The organism is Psychrobacter sp. DM8 (assembly GCF_051307025.1).
Classification (GTDB): Bacteria; Pseudomonadota; Gammaproteobacteria; order Pseudomonadales; family Moraxellaceae; genus Psychrobacter.
In genome coordinates this window covers 2842946-2863584 of record NZ_CP195538.1, presented here as the reverse complement: position 1 = coordinate 2863584, position 20639 = coordinate 2842946, and the positions used below count along the sequence as shown (strand labels likewise).

Sequence of the window (20639 nt, the reverse complement as noted above, 5' to 3'; positions counted from 1 at the left end):
ACTAAACCATAGCCCGAACCCGAGCCATAATCCCGCGTCCAATCACCAATCTCACATAAATAATCGCAATACCCAGCAGCAAGGCTAGCAGCAATCCGCCACCGATAGCTAAGTTCGCCCACGGTACACTAAAGCGTAAATCAAACCACTGGGTAATCGTAAACCACGAGCCAGCGCTGGCAATCGTCATCGCAAATACTGCCGCGCTCACCCCAAGTACACCAATCTCCAAGATATTCAGCAGGTATAAATCACGTTTTTGCATACCGAGCAGGCGGAACGAGGCGCTCTCTTGCATACGGTCTTGTGAAGTTGAGAGCAAGGAGCTAATCAGTACCATAATACCTGTAAGTAATGCCAGTAAGGTAAAGACATAGACCAAGCGGCTCATCTGCTGCACCAATCCTTGGATTTGCTCAGCTATAGCCGTACCGTCAACCGTAGTGACGGCAGGGAATTCGCGTACCAGCTGCCCTTGCACCTCAGCGATACTGTCCTCAGGGATATGCGCGGTGGCAAATTGGATTTGCGGCGCGGCGGCTAACAGCTCAGGCTCAAATAAGAAATAAAAGAACGGGCTGGGGCCGCGCTCGAAGCGTGAGCGGATACTGGTAATCTCTCCAGTTATCTCAATGCCTTGAATATTAAACACCACTTCATCGCCCATACCGACATTTAACATTTCAGCCGCGCTGTCTAATATAGATAACGGCTGTACTTGTTGTAGCTTTGATTTTTGTGGGTCTTGACCATCGATAGGGCTATACAGCTCGTCATTGGTGACCGCATTGACGATATATTCGGTGTCCATAATCGTATCGGCGTAGCTTAAATTGAACACTCGCGTCGGCTCATCGAAGTCGTCATCAGCGTCGATATCTTCTGCCGCGACGCCGCCAGCGGTAACGATTCGCGCACGAATGACGGGGTAATAGCTGACCGGTGCGCCAATAATATTATTAATCGCGTCATGTTGCTCGCTTTGCACATCGAGCAAAAATATATTAGGCGCATCTTCAGGGTAGGCGTTGACGAACTGAGCGTTGATACTGTGATTTAAGGTGGTAATCAAGGTCAATACCGCGACTGATAGCGCTAGCGTGACAAAGAACAGCGCAGATTGATTGCCTTTACGCGCCAGATTATGAATAGCAATGCGCTGCATCCAGCTGACGTTTTTGTTTTTCGCCAAGCGTGATAACAGCCACAACCAACCGCGTGCCAATGCCCAAAAGATAGCGACAAAGCCAATTAAACCGATAAGCAGTTGCGCTGATAAGCGCCAAGAGCCGACTTCATAAGTGAAGAATAAATACAGACCGATAAACATCCCCCCATACCAGAGTAGGGGCAGACGTTGGTACCAAGGTTGTTTACCCGATTGCTGGCTAGCGCCTTGATTGAGCAGGGTAGCGGGTTTAGTGGTACTCAGCTCATTAAGGCCGCGCTGGGTAATCACCAAGGTCAATATAATAGCGATAATCAGCGTTTTAATAATGCTAAGCGGACTAATCGCTAAGCCAAGGTCTTCGGGCAAAATAGCGGTGAGATAAGGCTGACCGATTTTTAACAGTCCGAGACTAAGCACTACAGCGGCAACACTGGCAATGATGGACGTGCCCAATAACAGCCGATAGTAGCTGGCTTTGATTTGACGGGCAGGTTCGCCCATTGCCATACGGATGGCGTTGTTAGCTTGCTGTTTGGTGACAAAGGCAGTGATGACGCCATACATAGCGACCGCAGATAGTAGCAGTACCGCGATGACCAGTAATTTCAAAAACATGAGCACATTGTCAGAGATGCGCGAGACTTGCGTGTCCTCACTATCGATATCGGACAGCCTGATGTTAGGATAGCTGGTTAAGGTTTGCTCTAATTGCTCATTTAATGCGGCTATGGCTTCTTCGTCGCCTGCCATCTCGATACGATAACGCACGCGGCTACGCTGACCGAGCAGATTAGTTGCCGCTAAGCCGTCCTCTTGCATCAATACATGCCCGCCAAAATCAAAAGCGCTTAAGGGGCGGTCTGGCTCTTTGGTCAGCACATCGCTGATGGTGAATTGCCCATCGCCGATGGTAACGCTGTCGCCAACGCTGGCATTTAACCCTTGTAACACCTCAGGCGCAATAACAATAGTGTCCGGTCTTAACTGTTGCCACAAAGGTTTGCCGGAGGCGGTTTGTGCCTCGCCATATAAAGGATAAGCAGGAGTAACGCCTTTTATGCGCACTAATAAGGTCTGCTCTTCGGTCACCGCCATAGAGCTAAACTGATGGTCATAAACGACTTGGGTCTCAGGCAAGCTGCGCACTTGCTCTAAGACTTGCGCTGGCCACTCTTGATTGCTCTCCAGCACCAAATCACCACCGACCAGTGCGCGCTGATTATCGGTGATGTAGGTATTCACCGCTTGCTGAATGGAATCCAAAGTCAGATAAGTGGCAAGCGATAGCGTTAAAGTGATTAAGAATAAAACGGGATAAACCCAGCGTCGCCACCAGCTGCGGGTCAGGGCTTTGGTGCCTAATGTGGAAGCGAAAAGCTGGCTTATTATGCTATTAGCGCCGTTTGTATCATCGTTTACATTGTGAACGGCTTGGTTGTTTTTTGCGACCTTATCCATTAGCGTAAGACCCGTCTATCATACCATCATGCATAGTAATGACTCTATCCGCCATCTCAGCAAGCGCTGGGTCATGAGTCACGACTACCAGCGCTGAACCAGTTTGTTGCCGCAAATCGAGCAATAATTGCATAACTTGGTCGGCGTTTTGCTCGTCTAAATTACCCGTCGGTTCATCAGCAAAGACGATTTTGGGACGCGACACCAAAGCGCGGGCGACGGCGGTACGTTGCTGTTCACCTCCAGATAATTGATTGGGCAAACTGTCACGGCGATGTCCAAGTCCGACCGCATCGATGAGTTCATCGACCCGCACATTGTCAGGACGACGCGCAATATCGAGCGGAAAAGCAATGTTTTCTGCCACGGTTAATGTCGGCAAGAGATGAAACGACTGAAATACAAAGCCCATGTCGCGCTGACGAATAGCCGCCAGCTTATCTTCATCAAGACTACTTAAGGTTTGCTCGCCTAATTTAACCGAGCCGCTATCGGGATAATCAAGCACCGCTAGCAAACCAAGCAAGGTAGATTTACCCGAGCCGGACTTACCCATAATCACCACAAACTCGCCCGCATCGACATGGATACTGACGTCTTTGATAATCGCTAGCGATTGCTCACCGACGTGGACGGTTTTATTGAGGTTTGCGGCGGTGAGTAGGGCATTGTTGGTAAGTGTAGCGGTCATTGGACAGTCTCGATTAATATATGTATCGCTATAAGTGTTTGGCAAGAAAATAACTACGTTTAAGTGCTTCTGGGGTAAATTTTGCGCAGCCTCTGTCGGCGTAGGCACAGCAAGCAAGGAAAATTTATACCAGAAGCACTGTATTCTCTTAAAATTGACTAATTTAATTACGCGCGCTTACTACCATACGCTCAAGCTCCGGCTCTAGTACAGGCAAGATGTTATTATTAACGATTATCGTATAGCCTTCCTTTGTTGGGTGAATAGCATCGGCTTGATTTAATTCACTAACACCGCCCACGCCCTCTAAGAAAAACGGAATCATCGGCACATTCATATCTTCAGCGATACGTGGATAAATAGCTGAGAACGACTGTACGTATTCATTGCCCAAGTTATCATAAATTTGCATGCCGCCTAAGATCACTTCGCTACCATTATCTTGTAGATGTTTAACTGCCGTACGAATGTTATCTTCAATCGTTGCTACATCGAGTCCGCGTATCGCATCATTAGCACCGATAGTAAGTATGGTAATGTCAGGCTCGGTTTGCGTTACCCAATCTAAACGGTTAACCAAACCCGTGCTGGTTTCACCACTAAGCCCGGAATTGACGACGTCAACATTGACGTAGCCCATTTCTTTTAATTTGGCTTCTAACTGCGCCGGGTAATTACCGTCACGCTCCACGCCTAAGCCTTCGGTTAGTGAGTCACCTAGCGCTAGGATAGTAATAGGCTGCTCTACGATTGATACATCGCTTTGCTCTGTTTCACGTGAAACAGACTCAGCACTATTGGTAGTTTCTACTGGAGCTATAATTTCGACAGCGTCATCCGTGGCTTGCTCATCCTTAGCGGGACTACAGGCGATCAGAGACAGGCTCATTAATACGGCTAAGCTCGCTGTTTTAATTGATATAGAGTTTAAAGATAAGGACATAGGGGTTCCGTAGTAGGACTATATTTAGACTTTTACTTTGCACTGACTATAGTAGCAAGTTTGTAACTTGTAGCTTGTCTAGGAATGGTGAGCGTTGTTTCTTAACTTTGTCATCAGCATGTATTTGTCTAAATTTTGCTGTTTAAAAACTCATTGATAGCCGTATAAGTCTGCATGCAAACATCAGGATTGAGGTTTTCCATATTAAGGTAAGCGTGAATAACCTTATCATAAGTGATGTGCTGCGCATCAACGCCTGCTTGGTTGAGTTTGGTAGCATAAGCGACGCCTTCATCATATAAAGGGTCAATGGCTGCATTGATAATAAGCGCAGGCGGCTGACCCTTGAGGTCGTCTAAACTGGCAAATAGCGCGGACTTAGCTTGTGTATCTTCATTGTTCTGAAAGTATTGGTTAAAATACCAGTCGATACGTACGCGGCTGAGCAAGTAGCCACTAGCATATTTTTCAACAGAGGGGCTACTCATTGTAAAGTCGACGCTAGGGTACATCAGCACTTGCGCGCTGATTTTCTCTATTATATCCGAGGCTTTTACCCTAGGATCACGTAATAGATTGGTTACTAGCGCGCCGCCATGACTATCGCCTGCGACCACTATCTTGTCTGTCATTATTTGACGACGGGCAAGTAGTTTATTGAGTCCAAGCAGCACAGTACAAGCGTCGTTTTGCGCGGCAGGGTAAGGATTTTCTGGGGCTAGGCGATATTCTGGCGCGATGATGATGTGATTGGTATGTTTGGCCAAACGGCATAAGATCTGGTGATAAACAGAGACGCTACCCGCAGTTCCGCCGCCACCATGAAAGTACAGCATCACGGGCAAAGAAGTCGTGGCTGACTCTCCCGAATCTACGGGCAAACTGGGATAAAAAAGCCGTACGGGTACATCATAAGCGCGCGCATCACTAGCATCTGTCACTCGTCCATCATGTTTCACAATGTCGTCAATTATCAGTGGGATATCTACTGCTTGGGTCACAAAGGTATGAGTCAAGTTTGCCAGACCATCTCGTGCATTGGTTGCATTAGGTACGCTACCTGTTTTGATAAAAGCAGGTAGCACTTGCTCGTTAAGTACCTTTAAATAATTGGCAACGGCGGGTAGTAAATCCGCCTCAATTGTATTATTTACCGATGTTTTTTTGTTCACAGTAGTCATATCAATTCCCTTTAATAGATAATATTGTTAACTATTCGACTATGCCGCACGCCCATCGATCATCACAGGACGACTAATTAGCCAAGCCACGACGACGTTGATAATCATCAAGATCGATATCAGAAGTAGCGGCAAACTCCAATCTCCCGAGACTTCATTGAGCCAGCCTGCGCCCAGTGGACCAAAAAACGCAATCAAATAACCGACCGTTTGCGCCATACCAGACAGCTCGCTCGCCTGATTAGGCGTATAAGTACGCAAGGAGAACAGCATCATACTCAAGGTAAAGATCGCCGAGCAGCCAGCGCCCATCATCCCCGACCATAGCCATGCTAAATCTGCCGATAGGTAGCTCATACCCAAGACGCCAACCACGTTGAGTACTGCAGCTAGCACCGTCAACGCTTGAATGGGGCGACCACGGTTGACCAGCCACGTCAAACTGATAATCGCAACAGGTGCCATAAACTGAAACACCGAACCCATCTGTCCTGCTTTTACCGCGCTCAAGCCTTTGCTCACCCAGATTGAGGGCAAAAAGCTAGCGACGGTATAATAAAGCAAAGATTGCAGCCCCATAAATACCGCGATCTGCCAAGCAAACGCATTGCGCCATATCGCGATATGCGATGTCCCTTGAGCCGCTATTGGTGCTATCAAATTCGTTGATGAGCCAAGGCGCAAGCGCAAAAATATCCAGACGACAAGTGCCAACACACCCAAAATTGCCCAGCCACCTAGCGCCCATTGCCAACCTACATATTCAGATAAAGGTAGAACGACGCCAGCGACAATACCTGCAACGACTGTCATAGTCAGACTAAAGAGTCCAGTAATCAGTGGAATATGATTAGGCGTGCGCTGCTTAATGACAGGAGCTGCAAGCGTATTGGCAAAGCCGATCGCTAAAGTGAGCATAATCGTTCCGCTCAAAAACCCAGTCCAAGTCGGTATAACAGAGCGCACCACCATGCCCAAAGTCAGCAGCGCAATCATAGCGATAAGCGTATTCTCAAGCCCAAAGCGTTTACCGATAGTAGGCGAGATAAACGAACCCACAGCAAAGCCCAACATAGGCACCGCGCCAAGCCAACCAATCTGGGTTTCAGAGATATTTAGCGCCTCTTGCACCACGGGTGCAATAGAGCCAAGGGCAACGATAGGCGCGCGCATATTGGTCGCCAGTAAAATAATAGCGCAGAGCACGACCCAAAAGGTAAACTTTGATGACGGCAGCTTAGATGATGGCTTGGCATCTGCGTTTGATTTGAGCGCTGAGTGAGGTGAAGTAGACATAGCAACCCGATTACCATTAAAAGTAAGTCATCAAAAGGGCTAACAAATGAGCACTTTTTAAACGACAACAAAAAAATTCCACTATAAAGTGGCCGATATATAAGATGCGCTATAAACCACAAAAACTCTATACCCTGAAGAGGGCAAGAGTAATAGAGTAAAGCTATCGCAAAGAAATATAGGAGGTTATCTACAATAGTGCTGAGTATAAGATAACACTCAGCACCATTGTATATCTACGAGGGGTTATGTACTACCAGCGTTAAGTAACTGCTAAACTGATGAGCAGTCGCAGAGTTTGACTATGCCAAATTATGCTAAGCTAAGTTGTGCTAAGCTAAGTTGTGCTAAGCTAAGTTATACTAGTCTAAGCTAGGCTATACTAAGTACTAAAGGGTTTAAGTGCGGATTGCTATAAAAGCTAGATGCTACACAAAGCTAAGGGTTAAACAGATTTGCCTAACTTAGCTGCATTTAACGAGGTAGCTTGTTGCTCTGCAATCATAGAATCACATTTGTTGGAATCATCACCACAAAACGAGCATTGCTCATCGCCCATTAATTTGGCGACGCCGCCGCAAGAACCTTTAAGCGGTTGTTTTTTGAACATATAACCGATACCCATAAAGACAAAAAACAGTACGAATACAGTAAAGGTAATGGCGAACATTGGAATTAATTGACTAAGCATGGAGGAGACCTCGACTCATATCAGACCATCCATAGTGATAGATGGTCTTAGAATGTATAGCTCTATTCTAGCACATTTAGTCTCGTTAAAGGTCAAACTATCAACAGCTTAAGGCAGTATCTATATCATCTGTATCAAGATATAGGTCGCCGCGCCTGCCAAGTAACCGACTAGAGCTAGGCCACTGATACGCTTGAGATACCACAGAAACGGAATCTTCTCCATACCCATCGCCGCAACACCTGCAGCTGATCCAATGATCAGGCAGCTACCACCGACGCCCGCGCAATATGCTAAAAAGTGCCAAAACTCGCCATCTTGCATAAACTGACTTTGACGCGCCAGCTCATCGCCCGCCAATCCCGCCATCGCCGCCTCACCAAGTAGCGGATACATTTTCATGGCTCCAGCGACAAGGGGTACGTTATCAACTAAAGATGATAGCAGACCAATCAAGACATTGATGACATATAGATTACCAAAGGTATTATCCAGCCACATCGCCATATCAGATAAATGTCCAGCGGTCGCCAGACCTGAAACGGCAAGTAAAATACCTAAAAAGAATAAAATGCTGGGCATATCAACACGGGTCAAGACACCGACGACGGTCATGTGCTGCTTGACGTACCAATCTTGATGACGATGCATCAGCTCAGTGAATACCCACAGTACCCCAACACCGAACAAGATACCCATATAAGGCGGTAGATGGGTGACCGTTTTGAACACAGGGACAAAGGCGAGTGCGCCCAAACCCAATGCTAAAACGCTCAGGCGCATTCTATTGGTGATAACGTCGCTTGGCTCTACTGCCACCGCGCTACTACTGACATTTGAGGGCGAGCTTGAGGGCATAGTAGTAGGCGTATCAATACCATTAATAGCAGAAGCAGTCGCCGTCGTCGCTGTATAATCCCCTAGATAGTTGGTGTTAGTAGAGAGCACAGGTTCTTTGTCATCGACAGGGCGCATGACTTGCTTGCCCTTAAAGATAAGGGTTAGCATGATAAGCGGCACAACGGCAGCGACTAGGCTTGGGATAATTAGATCTACAATGATACGGCTAGCGGTAATCTGACTGCCAATCCATAGCATAGTCGTTGTCACATCACCAATAGGCGACCAAGCGCCGCCTGCATTAGCACAGACGACAACCGTGCCGACGAACCACCAACGCAGCTCTTTGTCAGCGACCAGTTTGCGTAGCAAGGAAACCATAACGATAGTGGTGGTTAAGTTATCAAGCAGCGCTGAAAAAAAGAAAGTCAGCGTCCCTATAGTCCAAAGTAGCGTGACTGCATTGGTCGTTTGAATGCGGCTGGTAATAGCATAAAAGCCGTCATGAGCATCAATCAGCTCCACGATGACCATAGCACCCATCAAGAAAAACAAAATCTCCGCAATCTCTGCCAGATGATGCCTAAGCTCGCTGTTTAAAATATAAGTGGCTCCAAGACTATCTACTGCGCTCAGCTCTTCAACGAGTAACGTGTCAGCACCGATGACCAGCAGTGTCCAAATGATGGTAGCGGTCAGTAGAGCAGAGGCGGCCTTGTCTACATGGAAGTTGTGCTCTAAGGCAATAGCGATATAGCCGAGCACAAAAACCACAGCCATCAAGGAGTAAATCATGGGAACCCTTAAGTGTAATAATGCGGTAACAACAGTTAACTAAAGGGCAATAGTTTAACGAGTTATGCTCAATATTACACCTAGTAATAATGACTGACTAAATAACGCGGCAACCCAATGTAAATCAATGGGTTAATAGAGGAACACCAAGCAAAAATACTGAGTAAAAATTAGTCAGACTCTCCTGCACGCAGAGCTTTCATAGCAGCCGTTTGTACAGTCGTCCATGTTTTTAGAGGACTTGTACCTATGCCGTCTTCATTACCTGCATGAATCACAAACAGAGCTGCTAAGTTCTGCCGTTTAGCGGTATCTAGAGCTTTGTCATAAGGCATAGCAGTCAGCGCCGTTGCCCACGCATCAGCAAGCGCAACTGAATCGGCAGCTACGGTTACAGACGGCGCGCCACCAACGATAGGCTCGCCCGTAGTGGGGTCGATGGTATGACTATAGCGCTTACCAGCAAATATGATAGCGTTACGGTAGTTACCAGAGGTCGCTAGATGCATGGTACTCCCAGCAGGCTGGCGAATAGCTGCAATCGTCTGGCGCTCGCTAACTGTACTGCCCTCAATCGGCGCGTCAATCGCGATCTGCCATGGCAGCTTTTGAGCGCTGACGCCAGAGGTCGCCACCTCTCCACCAATCTCAACCATATAATTGCGAATGTTATAATCACTTTTGAGCACATCAGCGATGACATCGACGCCATAGCCTTTTGCTACCGCAGAAAAATCAAGCCCGACGCCGTCTTTGGTCTTGTACAGCAGCTTGTCCTTTTGCATGATACTATCAAAATCTACCAAAGCTTTTGCTTGTGCAATCTCTTGCGCGCTTGGCGGACTTTGCAAACGCTCAACGGTCATAGTGCTACCAAAGCCCCAAACGTCTATCAAAGGCATGACGGTAGGATCAAAGGCGCCGCCTGATTGCTCATAAACTTGACGCGAGATTTGTAGCACTTGGCTGAAGTCTGCATCAATCATTACGGACGCATCTGCAGCCAAACGATTGAATTTAGAAATGGTTGAATTATCTTGGTAAGTCGACATGCTATCGTTAATCTGCTGCAAACGCTGATCGATAGCCGCTTGAATCTCGTTTTCATCACTATGGTCTGGCAGCTGATAACTAATATGGTAACTGGTACCCATCGTCTCGCCGCTTAGATAGTTGTAATCTGACGTTTGCTGGCAGGCATTTAAGCTGAGCAGGCTGACAGAAGCGAATACGCTCATCAAAATTTTATGATTAAAGGTATGGGGAGAGGCGAGCGGATTTGTATTTATCATAGATATTTTTGGATAGAGTAGGGGCGAATGTAGGATACATTTTACACCCCTTTATATCAATAACGCTAATAAGTATGTCTATGAACCAAGCTTGGTGCAGAGTCTTATTTGACTTGCGACTCGCGGATTAGTTTGTAGAGCTTGGGCGGTGATACACGGTTGACTCTGGTGGCAAGCTTCTCTTTGGAGCCGGCAACAATGATATATTCCTCCCCTTTACTCAAAGCTTTGGTGACTTGCTTGGCAAACTCGGTCGCCGTCAATCCAGCATTAGTCGCCTCATCCATCGTGCCTTGCGGACTACCATCTGCCGTCAAAGCATTGATTGAGATATTAGTTTGAATAAATCCTGGAAATACGGTGGCGACTTCTATCCCTTTATCATGCAATTCAGCACGCAGGCTATTTGCCCACATATGGAGCGCCGCTTTGGCTGCACCATAAGCCCCGCGGTACTGCGTACCAAGTAGACCTGCTACGCTAGAGATCATCACGATCCTACCACCGCCTTGAGTGATCATATCTGGTAATATGAGCCGCGTTAGGCGCGTTTGCGCAAAATAATCTATCTCCATGATCTGGCGCTCAACCTCCTCTTCTGTCTCCATAATCAGTGAGCGCTGAGAGATACCTGCATTGTTAATCAGCCAATCAACCTTACTTGTTTGCGCTTTGATTAATTGATAGGCTTTTCTTGCCTGCTTGCTATCGGTAATATCAAATGGAATAACGATATGTTTATGCGAGCGTTTACATTTATCTTTGACGGCCTCAAGTTTTTGACGATCACGCCCGCTTAAAATGATAGTCGCGCCTTTTTTTGCAAAAGCAATAGATAGCGCAGCACCAAGTCCACTTGATGCACCTGTAATCCATATGGTTAGATTTTTAAACTTGGTTTTCATAAGCATCCTTACTGACAGTATTAAATGACTTGCATTGAGTAATAAGAGGCAGAAGAAAGTATCTAATATTGAGGTAATAATATTGACGATCACTATTTATCCGATACTAGAACAAAAAAAAGAGCCTCGATTGAGACTCTTAATTTAGCACAAAATATTTTACTTAACGGTTAAACATTTTTTAACCACCAAAGTCATCGAGAGCGATGTTTTCATCTTCGACACCTAAGCTATGAAGCATATCGATGACAGCAGCGTTCATCATCGGTGGCCCACACATATAGTATTCGCAATCTTCTGGGTTTGGATGATCCTTGAGATACTCTTCTAGTAACACGTTGTGAATAAAGCCGGTGTAACCATCCCAGTTGTCTTCTGGTAATGGATCTGATAAGGCCACATGCCACTCAAAGTTATCGAACTCTTCTTCTAGTTGATCATAATCCTCAACGTAGAACATCTCGCGGATAGAGCGTGCCCCGTACCAAAAGCTAATCTTGCGATCAGAATTGAGACGTTTGAGCTGATCAAAGATGTGTGAGCGCATCGGTGCCATACCTGCACCGCCACCGACAAAGACCATCTCAGCATCCGTGTCTTTTGCAAAGAACTCACCATAAGGGCCTGATACCGTTACTTTATCGCCGGGCTTTAGACTAAAGGTCCATGATGACATTTTACCTGGTGGAATATTATCAGGGCCACGCGGCGGTGGACTTGCAATACGAATATTGAACTTAATAAGGCCTTTTTCTTCAGGGTAATTGGCCATCGAATAAGCACGGATAACAGGCTCATCGACCTTTGACACATATTTGAAGATGCCAAACTTTTCCCAATCTTCGCGGTATTCTTCTGCGATATCGAAGTCTTTGTAGTGTACTTCGTGCGGCGGCGCCTCAAGCTGAACATAACCCCCAGCACGGAAATTAACCTCTTCGCCTTCTGGAATTTTGAGTACAAGCTCCTTAATAAAGGTCGCTACGTTGTCATTAGAGATGACCTCACATTCCCATTTTTGCACATCAAAGAATTCAGGATCGATCTCAATTTCCATGTCTTGCTTAACTGCAACCTGACAAGCCAAGCGCATATGATTGCGAATCTCGCCTTGGGTAAAGTAGCCCTCTTCGGTAGGCAAAATAGAGCCGCCACCTTCGATAACGCGGCAGCGACACTGCGCGCATGTACCACCGCCACCACAAGCTGAAGATAAAAATATACCTTCGCTTGCAAGGGTTTGCAATAATTTGCCGCCTGCTGGCGTGACCACATCGTTAGCCGGATCTTCATTGATGCGAATGGTTACGTCACCTGAACTGACCAATCTTGAGCGCGCTGCCAAAATAATGGCAACCAGACCCATGATGATCACGGTAAACATAGCAACGCCACCAATCGCCGTAGCATAATCCATGATAGGTATCCTTAACTATGAAGTAGCGGTCTAAAAGTGAATTCTCGTACCGCTACCGTATAAATGAATAAGAAACTGATAAATTCTTTCGCTTAAATCGACATACCACCAAAAGACATAAAGCCAAGTGACATAAGGCCTACAGTAATAAAGGTGATACCCAAACCACGCAGAGGGCCTGGAATGTCTGAGTATTTAAGCTTTTCTCGAATACCCGCCAGGGCGACAATAGCGACTGCCCAACCAAATCCTGCACCAACCCCATAAACGACAGATTCACTAAAGTTGTAATCGCGCTCAACCATAAAGAGTACGCCGCCTAAAATAGCGCAGTTTACAGTGATCAGTGGTAAGAACACCCCAAGCGCGTTATATAGCGCAGGAACAAACTTATCCAAGAACATCTCTAGAATCTGAACGGTTGCTGCGATAAGACCAATATAGCTCAGTAAGCCTAAGAAGCTTAGATCAATATCGGGGAAACCTGCCCAAGCCAGCGCACCATCTTTAAGGATAAACTGAAATAACAAGTTGTTAAGTGGGACGGTGATAACCATAACCACGATGACGGCAACCCCAAGACCGATAGCGGTCGAGACCTTTTTTGATACTGCCAAAAAAGTACACATGCCTAAGAAATAAGCAAGCGCCATATTCTCAATAAAAACTGAGGTTATAAATAAACTAACATAATGTCCCATTAGTGACCGCCTCCATGTGCCATGCCTTTAGACTGCGGCTTCATAACAAAGTCAGCTTCTTCGATTTGCTCGGGTTTCCAAATGCGCACGATGGCAATAAATAAACCGATAATAAAGAAGGCAGACGGTGGCAGGAGCAATAGACCGTTTGGTAAGTACCAGCCGCCATCTGACACAGGCTGCAAAATCGTAATACCAAACCAAGTACCTGAACCTAACAGCTCACGGATAGTGGCGACGAATAACAGTACCGCTGAGTAACCCAGACCATTACCAATACCATCTAAGAAGCTCGGTATTGGCGGATTGCTCATAGCAAACGCTTCTGCGCGTCCCATGACGATACAGTTGGTAATGATGAGACCGACGAATACTGACAGACCCTTGCTGATGTCGTAAGCGACCGCTTTGAGGACCTGATCGACCAAAATAACCAACGAGGCAATAATAGTCATCTGTACGATAATACGAATGCTTGATGGAATGTTTTTGCGAATAATAGAAATAAAGAAGCTCGAGAACGCTGTCACTAACGTCAACGCCACACACATGACCATCGCATTGGACATACTGGTTGTGACTGCTAGCGCCGAACAGATACCCAAGATCTGTAATGCAATAGGGTTATTATCAAAAATAGGCGAGGTTAAAATACCTTTTGTATCTGCCATATTATGCCTCCTTGCCGTTTGCTACTGGCGACTTAGCTGCCAGCTCGGTGGTGGGTTGTGCAGCTTTATCATTAGATAACTGAGCTTGCGTTTCAGCATTATCAATGGTTTCGCCGCTCTCTTGACGTAGTGCATCTAGGTAGGGCTTATAGCCATAATCCCCCAACCAGAACTGGATCATGTTGCTCACGCCGCGCCCTGTTAAGGTAGCGCCGCTAATGCCATCGACCCAGTTCTCCTTTGGATTACCCGCTTTAGTCACGCCAGTTGCAACTTCGCCGTTCTCGTCATAAGAGTGAATGCCCTGCCATTTAGCGCGCCATTCTGCCTCTTCAATACGAGCGCCAAGACCTGGAGTTTCTTTGTGCTCATAAAAGCTAATACCTTTTATGGTATTCATATCGCTCTCAAGCGTCAAAAATCCATAAATCGTGCCCCAAAGACCATAACCTTGGATAGGTAATACCACCATTTCAGGGTTACCAGCGTCGTCGTTTTTGACATAGACTTTGGCATATTTCGGGACGCGACCAATACTAGCAAGATCATTACTGCCTAGGTCTTCGCTGAGCGCTGCGTTTTTGGTCGCTTGACTAGCATCATAAGCATTACGATCAGGAATGCCGACCTCTACTAACTGCTCATCATCTAGATAGTTACCTGCGGCTAAATCGACAATCTCAACATCGAACTCTTTGAAACGCTCTACTACATCGTCAGCAGTATCTGATTCAGCGTTATATAATCCTGCTGCCACTAAGATGTTTTTGTTGCGATCTAAGCGCGCGTTCTCAACTTGTGACGGTTTGAGGCCGACAGCGACAGCTGAGACCAGTACCGAGCAGACCAAGCATAGGATAAGAGCTACGCTGATGGTTTTTGCATTGTTACTTTTGGGCTTGGACATAACGAACCCTCCGTGCCGTTTGACGCTTAATATTCGCCTGTGTCACAAAATAGTCAAACAAAGGCGCAAACAAGTTAGCAAATAAAATAGCTAGCATAATACCTTCTGGAAAAGCGGGGTTCACTACTCGAATCAAAACCGTCATAAATCCGATCAAAATACCATAAGCCCAGCGACCTTTATTGGTATGAGCAGCTGATACTGGATCTGTTGCCATAAAGACAGCACCAAAAGCAAAACCACCGATAACTAAGTGCCAATAAAACGGCATATTCATCATTAGGTTTTCTTCAGAACCGATCAAGTTAAAGACAAGCGAGGTGGCAATGAGACCGATCACGCAGCCTGCCATAATGCGCCAAGAAGCGATACGCGTCCACAGTAGGAAGACAGCACCAATCAAAATAGCGAGTGTTGAGACTTCACCAATACAGCCCTGGATATTACCTAAAAAAGCATCACTCCAAGTGATCGCTTGACCATACACATTGGTAAAGTTCTCAGGTGTCACGCCAAGAGCGGCAAGACCCAGCGGCGTCGCTCCTGAGAAGCCATCGACCGCCGTCCAGACCGAATCACCTGACATGTAAGCAGGATAAGCAAAGTACAAGAACGCGCGACCTGATAGGGCAGGGTTTAAGAAGTTTTTACCGGTACCGCCAAAGACTTCTTTAGCAACCACAACCCCAAAGATAATACCTAAGGCCACTTGCCATAGCGGAATATCTGGCGGCATGATGAGCGCGTAGAGCACCGAGGTCACAAAGAAGCCTTCATTAACTTCGTGACCACGAACAACAGCAAATATCACCTCACAGGTAATACCAACAGCAAAGGTGACAATATATATCGGCAAAAATTGCATAGCCCCGTAGACAAAGCTTGCCCAAATGCTGTTTGGATCATAGCCTGCCATACTCGTAATAATCGTGCGCCAGCCTTCAGGCTGCAGACCCAATTGAGCAATAGCCGTTAGTGCTTGATGACCAACATTGTACATACCCCAAAACATCGCTGGGAACGTACAGAGCCATACTGTAATCATAATGCGTTTTAGATCGATACCATCACGCACATGCGATGAGGTAAAGGTCGTTGAGCTGGGCTGACGTAAAAACGTATCGAACATCTCAAAGATAGCATAGTACTTCTCGTGCTTGCCGCCTTTGGTAAAGGATGGCTCCATACGATCGAACATATTGTATAAAAATTTCATCGTGATTAACCCTCCAGCTCAATACGCGTCAAATTATCACGCAAGATATCACTGTATTCATATTTACCAGGTGAGACAAAGGTACATAACGCCAAGTCCTCTTCGTCCAGCTCAAGTACGCCTAAATCTACAGCAGTAATCATATCCTCGATAATCAGTGCACGCAAAAGCTGCGTTGGCAGATAGTCTTGTGGCATGACTTCTTCATAGATGCCAATTGGCACCATCGCTCGTGGTGAGCCATTGGTGGTCGTCGTAAAGTTGTATTTTTTCTTAAAAAACTGCGAGATGTAGATAGGCAGCTTAGAAAAACGGTTTTTGCCTGGGCTAAAAAAGTGAAACGCTGGGCGCTCGTAGCCTTCTGCCAATGCGCTGACTTGATCATGAAAGCGGCCAAGATAAGCGATATTAGCAAAGACTTTACGACCCGATAGCACCGAGCCTGAAATAACGCGGTTTTCACCTGCTAATAGTTTGCCCTGAGTAAGCGCCGTTAGATCAGCGCCGCGTTCGGTTGCAACTAGGTGCGGGCTTTTGACCGCAGGACCTGCCAAACTAATCAAACGGCGCGTATACAAGCGTCCTGTGGTAAACAGTTTGCCGATAGCGATAACGTCTTGATAGCCGATCGTCCACACAGTAACGCCGCGCATGATAGGATGCAAAAAGTGGATGTGGGTACCTGCAAGACCTGCTGGGTGCTTGCCTGCAAAAGCGTGATACTCAGTGACGTTGTTACCAGCCGTTTGTGCCACAGCTGGTAATTTTGCATCTGCATGATGACAGACGTATGTCTTTGGGCTGAGCGCTGATAGCACTGCAAGACCGTCATTGAACGCTGCCATCTGCTCAGTGATCAGTATCATAGGATCAAAAGCTAGTGGATTGGTATCAATAGCGGTAACAAATATGGCTTGCGGACGAGCACCAATCTCAGGCGCGCGGCTATAAGGACGGGTACGAAACGCTGTCCATTCGCCTGAGGCAAGTAGCTGCTTTTCGATAATTTCAGCATCAAGCGTAGCAAGCTTAGCGGAGTCAAAGCGCTCAAACTCGACTTCTTTGCCATTTGGATCAACTTCGATCACCAAACTCTCAAACACTCGGCGCTCACCGCGCTTAACAGCTTTGATTGTACCGGCTGCAGGTGCTGTGTATATGACGCCTACCCGTTTTTTGTCTTCAAAGACAGGTTGACCTTTAGCGACGATATCGCCTTCTTTGACGTTCATCGTAGGCTTCATACCTACATAATCGTAACCGATAAGGGCGACATGCTTAGGTTGATGCTCGGATATCTCGCGGGAGGGTTCACCTGTGATGGGCAAATCCAAACCTTTTTTGATGGTAATCATAAGCGAAAACTTAGTCCATAGTTCAAAACGATACCAGACGTCCTGTTTGGTATAACGGCAGCATACTCGTAAGCAGTCATCAAGCAGATCTAACATTATTTTTTGATGAGCAAAAAATAAAATTAAAACTATCAAATGATATGCTCAAGATTTGCTGCTAGCAAGAATATTAACGCTGACCTTAGACTCCTTAACAACACGTTAATGTCTTATTCGTTGTACCAATTAGCGACCGGCTACCAAGATACAAGATAGATAGGTTATCTATAAAGTCCGAACAAAGTGTGCTCAAACGTCATAAGTTAATCTACCATGCCATTTATAACCAACTTATTATGCTACAAAAGCTATGTTCAATAGCTAAACCGTTGAATTAATAAATGAGCCGCTCATGCAAGATGAAGTACGCAGCTCATTGTCAATAGAATAAACAAGATAATATAAGTCTCAAACACAGCATGATGCTCGACGTCTGATGACTCTTTTGTAAAAACAAATACAAATTTACCTAGGATTATACGCTAAATTGACCTAAAATTGCCAGTTACTAATTGAATTTACTTGATATTAATGCCTATTTTTTTTATGACAAAACCAGTTAATTCTAAAAAAGGTTTTTTGTCATCAGTGTCATAAATATAATGTTTTATAAGGAATAAAGTATGTGTGCAGCGCCCGTTATTATCCCAGCTATTGATCTAAAAGACGGCAAATGTGTGCGTCTCAAACAGGGCCGAATGGAGGATGACACAGTGTTCTCTGACGATCCAGTTGCTATGGCAGCGCGCTGGGTGGAGGCGGGGGCAAGACGTTTGCACCTAGTAGATCTCAATGGCGCGTTTGATGGCGTACCAGTACATAAAGACGTAGTACATGACATTGCCAAAGCCTATCCTAGTTTGCCTATCCAGTTGGGTGGCGGCGTGCGTACGCTGCAGACTATTGAGCAATACATCAGTGCTGGTTTAACGTATATCATTATCGGTACCAAAGCCGTTGAAGACCCTAACTTTGTCGCTGAGGCTTGCCGCGAGTTTGCCGGACATATCATTGTCGGCATCGATGCCAAAGACGGTATGGTAGCCACCCATGGCTGGGCAAACGTCACCGACACCCGAGCCACTGAGCTGGCCAAACGTTTTGCTAATGTTGGTGTATCTTCTATTGTCTATACCGATATTGCTCGTGATGGCATGATGCAAGGCGTCAATGTAGAGCAGACGGTTAATTTAGCGCAAGAAGGCGGCTTGCCTGTGATTGCCTCAGGCGGCGTCACTGATATGAAAGATATTGAGCTACTCAAGCCTTTTGGCGATTGTATTGAAGGTATCATTACTGGTCGTGCGATTTACGAAGGTACTTTAGACCTAAGCACCGCTCAGCAGTATTTAGACCTCTAACAGACATTGATAGCGTTATGCCGTCACTACTTTGCACAAAATTGCTAGATAACCAGCAGCATACTGACTAAGAGTATTTATGATGACTAATTTAAGCTTATTTAGATACAAAAAGGTATTTATGTCAAGGTTAACCTTGTTCTCTACCTTAAGCTTGCTAGTAATGAGTATTGTGCTTAGTCTACCAAGTCATGCTGCATCTGAAGAGTTGGCAGGTGTGGCAACGGCTTTGGGTGTAGAGGCGAGTGAGTCAGACAATAGCGATGACAAAGCGGGTGCACCCCCTATTGTTCATGGTCAAAGCACCAACAATGCGCAGATAGAGACGACACCAACGCCACTCAAAGACGACGAGATTCGGACACGTATTAAGGGTATATTCTCAGAGATTGAGGGCTTGCAAGCGGTTACAGTAACAGTATCACAAGGGGTTGCGACTCTAAGTGGTGAGGCTCCTAACGAAAAAAAGGCCCAGCAAGCTATCAACTTAACCAATCGCTTAACGGATGTGGTCACTGTAGATGACCAAATTGAGCGCACACTCGATGTGCAAGATAACGTCTCAACCGTCTATCAAGGTTTAAAGACTCAAGGTAGAAACTTACTCAAAGCCATTCCTTTATTGCTAGTCGGTATAGTGATATTTGGCCTAGTGGCTTGGTTTGGCAGCTGGCTATCCAACCATAAACAAATGTGGCAACGCCTCACGCCTAATCCCTTTGTCGCAGAGCTACTAGCGCAAACGGTCAAAGTCATTTTTATCATCTTCGGTCTGATACTGGCGCTTAGTTTGATAGGCGCAGAGACTGTGCTCGGCACACTGCTTGGCGGTGCAGGTGTCATCGGTATCGCTGTCGGTTTTGCAGTCAAAGACACCATTGAGAACTATATTGCCTCGCTAATGCTGAGCATCCGCCAGCCTTTTCGTGCTCGCGATCAGGTCGATATCAATGGGCAGGAGGGTATCGTAGTTAGACTGACGTCACGGGCGACTATCTTGATGACCTTGGACGGCAACCAGCTACGTATTCCTAATGCTGAGGTGTTTAAAGGTACGATTTTGAACTATACCAAAAATCCTGAACGCCGCTTTACCTTTGAGCTTGGCGTGGATGCTAATGATGATCCACTAGCGGCAATCAAAGTCGGACTTGATGCCATTTATACCTTAGATTTTGTATTAGACAAGCCTCGATCCATTGCTATTATTACCAATGTTGGCGACTCAAATATTATTTTAGAATTTCAGGTGTGGGTGGATCAGTCCGAAACCGACTTTTATAAAGCACGTAGTATCGCGATCCGCGAAACCAAACATGCGCTAGAAAACGAAGGCTTTAGTCTGCCTGAACCTATCTACCGTTTGCGCTTTAATGACAAGGTAGAAAAAGCTCTAGAGTTTGGTCAAGTTCTAAGTGAGCAAGAAGCGCCTCAAAGCACTGATATGAGTATCACACCGACGACACCAGAATCTACCAAGGATGTGAAGCTTGACGACGTCAACAATGATGATGAGGACAAAAAACGCGCTAAGGCCCGCGCCAAGTACATTTTGCAAGGTCGCAATGCTGATGAGGTATTAGACGCCCGTCCTGATGATAAATTGATGGAAAAGGTAGAACAAGAGATCGCAGAAAACTCCGACGAGACTGATTTATTAAACAATAATAGTCCGCAAGAGTAATTTGAAAGACTAAGTCCAAAAAATT

The 20639-nt window shown here is 46.1% G+C and carries 17 protein-coding genes; 2 read left to right on the top strand and 15 right to left on the bottom strand.

Annotated elements, in window-relative coordinates:
• Position 1 precedes the first annotated feature (1 nt).
• The 15 genes from ACR64J_RS12290 to ACR64J_RS12220 all read right to left on the bottom strand — a co-directional run bounded on the left by ACR64J_RS12290 (position 2) and on the right by ACR64J_RS12220 (position 17530).
• On the bottom strand, positions 2–2629 hold the full coding sequence (locus ACR64J_RS12290) for an ABC transporter permease (RefSeq protein ID WP_435949896.1): 2628 nt from the start codon (positions 2627–2629) through the stop codon (positions 2–4).
• Positions 2622–3320, bottom strand: coding sequence for an ABC transporter ATP-binding protein (locus ACR64J_RS12285; protein WP_435949895.1), 699 nt, complete (start codon positions 3318–3320; stop codon positions 2622–2624). The genes ACR64J_RS12290 and ACR64J_RS12285 overlap by 8 nt, the downstream gene beginning before the upstream one ends.
• 163 nt (positions 3321–3483) lie before the next feature.
• Complete coding sequence (locus tag ACR64J_RS12280; protein ID WP_435949894.1) at positions 3484–4263, bottom strand: arylesterase; 780 nt, start codon at positions 4261–4263, stop codon at positions 3484–3486.
• Positions 4264–4391: 128 nt separating this feature from the next.
• Positions 4392–5444 (bottom strand): alpha/beta hydrolase, encoded by a 1053-nt coding sequence (locus tag ACR64J_RS12275; RefSeq protein ID WP_435949893.1) that lies wholly within the window; start codon positions 5442–5444, stop codon positions 4392–4394.
• Positions 5445–5483: 39 nt separating this feature from the next.
• Positions 5484–6740: an MFS transporter gene (locus ACR64J_RS12270; RefSeq protein WP_435949892.1), complete on the bottom strand. Its 1257-nt coding sequence runs from the start codon at positions 6738–6740 to the stop codon at positions 5484–5486.
• A 445-nt stretch (positions 6741–7185) separates the two neighbouring features.
• Positions 7186–7431: a (Na+)-NQR maturation NqrM gene (nqrM, locus tag ACR64J_RS12265; protein ID WP_435949891.1), complete on the bottom strand. Its 246-nt coding sequence runs from the start codon at positions 7429–7431 to the stop codon at positions 7186–7188.
• A gap of 120 nt (positions 7432–7551) precedes the next feature.
• Entirely contained in the window at positions 7552–9066 is a 1515-nt protein-coding gene (nhaD, locus tag ACR64J_RS12260; protein WP_317200681.1) for a sodium:proton antiporter NhaD, read from the bottom strand.
• Between the two features lie 170 nt (positions 9067–9236).
• Positions 9237–10304: an FAD:protein FMN transferase gene (locus ACR64J_RS12255; RefSeq protein WP_435951079.1), complete on the bottom strand. Its 1068-nt coding sequence runs from the start codon at positions 10302–10304 to the stop codon at positions 9237–9239.
• 158 nt (positions 10305–10462) lie between these two features.
• On the bottom strand, positions 10463–11263 hold the full coding sequence (locus tag ACR64J_RS12250) for an SDR family NAD(P)-dependent oxidoreductase (RefSeq protein ID WP_435949890.1): 801 nt from the start codon (positions 11261–11263) through the stop codon (positions 10463–10465).
• A 181-nt stretch (positions 11264–11444) separates the two neighbouring features.
• A complete protein-coding gene (gene nqrF / locus ACR64J_RS12245; protein ID WP_317200679.1) occupies positions 11445–12680 on the bottom strand; it encodes an NADH:ubiquinone reductase (Na(+)-transporting) subunit F in 1236 nt (411 codons plus the stop codon).
• Positions 12681–12772: 92 nt separating this feature from the next.
• On the bottom strand, positions 12773–13381 hold the full coding sequence (gene nqrE / locus ACR64J_RS12240; protein ID WP_435949889.1) for an NADH:ubiquinone reductase (Na(+)-transporting) subunit E: 609 nt from the start codon (positions 13379–13381) through the stop codon (positions 12773–12775).
• The gene (locus ACR64J_RS12235; RefSeq protein WP_435949888.1) at positions 13381–14052 is read right to left on the bottom strand and encodes an NADH:ubiquinone reductase (Na(+)-transporting) subunit D; all 672 of its coding nucleotides are present in this window, start codon (positions 14050–14052) and stop codon (positions 13381–13383) included. The genes nqrE and ACR64J_RS12235 overlap by 1 nt, the downstream gene beginning before the upstream one ends.
• 1 nt (position 14053) lies before the next feature.
• Positions 14054–14959, bottom strand: coding sequence for a Na(+)-translocating NADH-quinone reductase subunit C (locus tag ACR64J_RS12230; protein WP_435949887.1), 906 nt, complete (start codon positions 14957–14959; stop codon positions 14054–14056).
• Positions 14940–16175, bottom strand: coding sequence for an NADH:ubiquinone reductase (Na(+)-transporting) subunit B (locus ACR64J_RS12225; RefSeq protein ID WP_435949886.1), 1236 nt, complete (start codon positions 16173–16175; stop codon positions 14940–14942). The genes ACR64J_RS12230 and ACR64J_RS12225 overlap by 20 nt, the downstream gene beginning before the upstream one ends.
• Positions 16176–16180: 5 nt before the next feature.
• The gene (locus ACR64J_RS12220) at positions 16181–17530 is read right to left on the bottom strand and encodes a Na(+)-translocating NADH-quinone reductase subunit A (RefSeq protein WP_435949885.1); all 1350 of its coding nucleotides are present in this window, start codon (positions 17528–17530) and stop codon (positions 16181–16183) included.
• A 662-nt stretch (positions 17531–18192) separates the two neighbouring features.
• On the opposite strand from ACR64J_RS12220, the gene hisA reads away from it, so the two are divergent.
• Both hisA and ACR64J_RS12210 read left to right on the top strand, forming a co-directional pair.
• Positions 18193–18930 carry a 1-(5-phosphoribosyl)-5-[(5-phosphoribosylamino)methylideneamino]imidazole-4-carboxamide isomerase gene (hisA, locus tag ACR64J_RS12215; RefSeq protein WP_435949884.1) on the top strand — a complete coding sequence of 246 codons (738 nt, stop codon included), beginning with the start codon at positions 18193–18195 and terminating at the stop codon, positions 18928–18930.
• 163 nt (positions 18931–19093) lie between these two features.
• Complete coding sequence (locus ACR64J_RS12210; protein WP_435951078.1) at positions 19094–20614, top strand: mechanosensitive ion channel domain-containing protein; 1521 nt, start codon at positions 19094–19096, stop codon at positions 20612–20614.
• Positions 20615–20639: the final 25 nt, after the last annotated feature.

Bases quoted from the DNA above. Each gene is read 5' to 3' on its own strand.
- ACR64J_RS12290 (WP_435949896.1), bottom strand. From the start codon at position 2,629: ATGGATAAGGTCGCAAAAAACAACCAAGCCGTTCACAATGTAAACGAT.
- ACR64J_RS12280 (WP_435949894.1), bottom strand. From the start codon at position 4,263: ATGTCCTTATCTTTAAACTCTATATCAATTAAAACAGCGAGCTTAGCC.
- ACR64J_RS12270 (WP_435949892.1), bottom strand. From the start codon at position 6,740: ATGTCTACTTCACCTCACTCAGCGCTCAAATCAAACGCAGATGCCAAG.
- ACR64J_RS12275 (WP_435949893.1), bottom strand. From the start codon at position 5,444: ATGACTACTGTGAACAAAAAAACATCGGTAAATAATACAATTGAGGCG.
- nqrF (WP_317200679.1), bottom strand. From the start codon at position 12,680: ATGGATTATGCTACGGCGATTGGTGGCGTTGCTATGTTTACCGTGATC.
- ACR64J_RS12235 (WP_435949888.1), bottom strand. From the start codon at position 14,052: ATGGCAGATACAAAAGGTATTTTAACCTCGCCTATTTTTGATAATAAC.
- ACR64J_RS12285 (WP_435949895.1), bottom strand. From the start codon at position 3,320: ATGACCGCTACACTTACCAACAATGCCCTACTCACCGCCGCAAACCTC.
- nqrE (WP_435949889.1), bottom strand. From the start codon at position 13,381: ATGGGACATTATGTTAGTTTATTTATAACCTCAGTTTTTATTGAGAAT.
- ACR64J_RS12225 (WP_435949886.1), bottom strand. From the start codon at position 16,175: ATGAAATTTTTATACAATATGTTCGATCGTATGGAGCCATCCTTTACC.
- ACR64J_RS12210 (WP_435951078.1), top strand. From the start codon at position 19,094: ATGAGTATTGTGCTTAGTCTACCAAGTCATGCTGCATCTGAAGAGTTG.
- ACR64J_RS12250 (WP_435949890.1), bottom strand. From the start codon at position 11,263: ATGAAAACCAAGTTTAAAAATCTAACCATATGGATTACAGGTGCATCA.
- ACR64J_RS12255 (WP_435951079.1), bottom strand. From the start codon at position 10,304: ATGAGCGTATTCGCTTCTGTCAGCCTGCTCAGCTTAAATGCCTGCCAG.
- ACR64J_RS12230 (WP_435949887.1), bottom strand. From the start codon at position 14,959: ATGTCCAAGCCCAAAAGTAACAATGCAAAAACCATCAGCGTAGCTCTT.
- ACR64J_RS12220 (WP_435949885.1), bottom strand. From the start codon at position 17,530: ATGATTACCATCAAAAAAGGTTTGGATTTGCCCATCACAGGTGAACCC.
- nqrM (WP_435949891.1), bottom strand. From the start codon at position 7,431: ATGCTTAGTCAATTAATTCCAATGTTCGCCATTACCTTTACTGTATTC.
- nhaD (WP_317200681.1), bottom strand. From the start codon at position 9,066: ATGATTTACTCCTTGATGGCTGTGGTTTTTGTGCTCGGCTATATCGCT.
- hisA (WP_435949884.1), top strand. From the start codon at position 18,193: ATGTGTGCAGCGCCCGTTATTATCCCAGCTATTGATCTAAAAGACGGC.